The following is a 3,122-nucleotide window of genomic DNA, read 5'->3' on the forward strand; positions in this document are numbered from 1 at the left end:
ACTGCCGGCTCGCGCGGCTCTCGCACCGCGACGTCGGGGTCGTCGACCCGTGGCGCCCCGCGGTGCCAGCCGGTCCAGCCGACGTCGACCCCGGGCACCCCGGAGAGCGGGCAGGCTCTCGTGCCGGGGCTCGCGGAGCTGCTGTCCGTGCTCCTGTCCGCCGGTCAGATGACCTCGCGCACGCTCGGCCAGGCCGCCGGCGCGGCGGCGGGGGAGGACTGGGAGCGGCGCTTCGCGGAGACGCTCCACTTCCTCCAGCGCCGGGTCAAGGGCGACTACGCCGTCGACGACTTCGGCTTCGACCGCGACTTCACGACGCACACCGTCTTCCCGGTGCTGCGCCTGCTCAAGGACAAGTGGTTCCGCGTCGAGGTCCGGGGTATCGAGAACATCCCGGCCGACAGCGGTGCCCTGCTCGTGTCCAACCACTCGGGCACCGTCGCGATCGACTCGGTCATCACCCAGCTGGCGATCCACGACGCCCACCCGCAGCAGCGCTTCCTGCGCATGCTCGGAGCCGACCTCGTCTTCCAGCTGCCGGTCGTCGGTGACGTCGCCCGCAAGACGGGTGCGACCCTGGCGTCCAATGCCGACGCGGAGCGGCTGCTGCGCGGCGGCGAGCTCGTCGGTGTGTGGCCCGAGGGCTTCAAGGGTGTCGGCAAGCCCTTCCGCGAGCGCTACAAGCTGCAGCGCTTCGGTCGGGGTGGCTTCGTCTCCGCGGCGATCCGCTCCGAGGTGCCGATCATCCCGTGCTCCGTCGTCGGGGCCGAGGAGGTCTACCCGATGATCGGCAACATGAAGACGGTGGCCCGTCTGATCGGCGCCCCATACGCGCCGATCACACCCTTCTTCCCGCTGCTCGGCCCGCTGGGTCTGATCCCGCTGCCGAGCAAGTGGATCATCGAGTTCGGCGAGCCGGTCGACACGGCATCGCTCGGCCCGGCGGCGGCCGAGGACCCGATGCTCGTCTTCGAGCTCACCGACCAGGTGCGCGAGACGATCCAGCAGACGCTCTACTCGGTGCTCGTCACCCGCCGCTCCGTCTTCTTCTAGGAGGTCCGGTGCCCGCACTGCCCGATGCCCGCGTCGTCATGGTCGGCCGCGTGGGCTGCCACCTGTGCGACGAGGCCCGCGCGGTCATCGCGCGCGTCGTCGCCGAGACCGGCGACAGCTTCGCCGAGGTCGACATCGATGCCGACCCGCAGCTCGCGCGCTACACCGAGGAGGTGCCGGTGACCTTCGTCGACGGCCGCCAGCACGACTACTGGCGAGTAGACGAAGGGCGGCTGCGCGCGGCCCTGCAGCGCTGATCCGGGGGTGGTCGCCGGCGTCCGTCCACGGACCGCGACGACTTTGTGCATTTGTTCACAAGAGCGTAATGTCGGGGCCGTTCGGTCGTTCGGCGCCGCTCGCCCCACGACCGCGAGAGGAGTCGAGCCCAGCCGTGTCCGTCGATCAGGCCGCCAAGCGGGAGATTCCCGACGCAACGGTCGCGCGACTTCCCGGATACCTTCGGGCGCTGGGTCAGCTGACCGCCCAGGACGTCCAGTCGGTCTCGTCCGAGGAGCTCGCGCACAGCGCCGGGGTCTCCTCCGCCAAGCTGCGCAAGGACCTCAGCCACCTCGGCTCCTACGGCGTGCGGGGCGTCGGCTACGACGTCGCCCACCTGACCTACCAGATCTCGCGGGCCCTCGGCCTGACCCACGACTGGCCCGTCGTCATCGTCGGCATGGGCAACCTCGGGCGCGCTCTCGCCTCCTACGGTGGCTTCGCGACGAAGGGCTTCAAGGTCGTGGCCCTGCTCGACCGCGACGAGCAGATCGTCGGCGAGAGCCTCGACGACCTCGTCATCCAGCCGATGGCGGCGCTGTCTGCGCTCGTCACCCCGGGCGAGGCGTGCATCGGGGTCATCGCGACGCCGGCCTCCTCGGCCCAGGCGGTCGCCGACCTGCTCGTCGACGCCGGGGTCAGCTCCATCCTCAACTTCGCCGCGACGGCCATCCAGGTTCCCGAAGGGGTGCACATGCGCAAGGTCGACCTGTCCACCGAGCTGCAGATCCTCGCCTTCCACGAGCAGCAGCGCGTGGGCGTCGCAGACGAGCTCATCGAGGAGGCGGCCGGCCGATGAGTCTGCTCGCCTTCGGGCTCAACCACCGACGTGCGCCCATCTCCGTGCTGGAGAAGGCCGCGCTCGACGAGGTGAGCCTCGACCGGATCCTCTCCGCCGCCGAGGCCAGCCCCGACATCTCGGAGCACCTCGTCGTCGCGACGTGCAACCGCACCGAGATCTATGCCGAGGTCAGCGGGTTCCACGGCGCGGTCGCCGACCTCACCGACGCCATGACGACCTCGACGGGCATCACGCACGACGACCTCAAGGAGCACCTCGACCTGCACTACGGGGATGCCGCCGTCGCCCACGTCTTCAACGTCGCCGCGGGTCTCGACTCGATGGCCGTCGGTGAGTCGCAGATCCTCGGCCAGCTGCGGGACGCGCTCGCCCGCGGCCAGGCGGGCGGTCACGTGGGCCCGAGCATCAACTCGCTCGTCCAGCAGGCCCTGCGCACCGGCAAGCAGGTGCACTCCGAGACGGGCATCGACGAGGTCTCCCGGTCGCTCGTCGGCGTCGGTCTCGATGCCGCCGAGCAGCACGTCGGCCCGCTCGCGCAGGCCCACGTCCTCGTCGTCGGCGCCGGCGCGATGAGCGCCCTCGCGGCGACGAGCAGCGTGCGCCGCGGCGTCGAGCGCCTCACCGTCGTCAACCGCACCCACGAGCGCGGGCTCGCCCTCGCCGAGCGGCTCGAGGGCACCGCCCGGCCGCTCGACGAGCTCGCCGAGGCGCTCGCGGACGCCGACATCGTCATCTCGTGCACCGGCTCGACCGGCCTGGCGATCTCGCTCGCCGAGGTCGCCGACGCCCAGGTCTCGCGTGGCGGTCGCCGCCAGGCCTACATCGACCTCGCGCTCCCGCACGACATCGCCCACGAGGTCGCCGGCCTCACGGGCGTCGTCCGGCTGGGACTGGCCGAGCTCGGTGGGCTGCTCGGCTCCGGTGGCGCCGTGCCCGAGGTCGAGCAGGCCCGCTCGCTCCGTCGGCGACGCCCGTGACCAAGCCACCTGGG

Annotated in this window: 4 protein-coding genes; all 4 read left to right on the forward strand. The window is 71.6% G+C overall.

Annotation, left to right across the window (positions count from 1 at the left end):
- Nucleotides 1-1,053, forward strand: a 1,053-nt coding sequence (locus AC2W7J_RS16980) for a lysophospholipid acyltransferase family protein (protein WP_485983849.1), incomplete at its 5' end; no start/stop codon positions are given.
- An 8-nt stretch (nt 1,054-1,061) separates the two neighbouring features.
- The gene (locus AC2W7J_RS16985) at nt 1,062-1,310 is read left to right on the forward strand and encodes a glutaredoxin family protein (protein ID WP_421008691.1); all 249 of its coding nucleotides are present in this window, start codon (nt 1,062-1,064) and stop codon (nt 1,308-1,310) included.
- A gap of 134 nt (nt 1,311-1,444) precedes the next feature.
- Nucleotides 1,445-2,128 carry a redox-sensing transcriptional repressor Rex gene (locus AC2W7J_RS16990; RefSeq protein WP_255184266.1) on the forward strand — a complete coding sequence of 228 codons (684 nt, stop codon included), beginning with the start codon at nt 1,445-1,447 and terminating at the stop codon, nt 2,126-2,128.
- Nucleotides 2,125-3,108, forward strand: coding sequence for a glutamyl-tRNA reductase (hemA, locus tag AC2W7J_RS16995; RefSeq protein ID WP_485983851.1), 984 nt, complete (start codon nt 2,125-2,127; stop codon nt 3,106-3,108). The genes AC2W7J_RS16990 and hemA overlap by 4 nt, the downstream gene beginning before the upstream one ends.
- The last annotated feature ends 14 nt before the right edge of the window (nt 3,109-3,122 follow it).

The sequence above is a fragment of the Janibacter sp. CFPM2_SD2 genome (genome assembly GCF_057364645.1).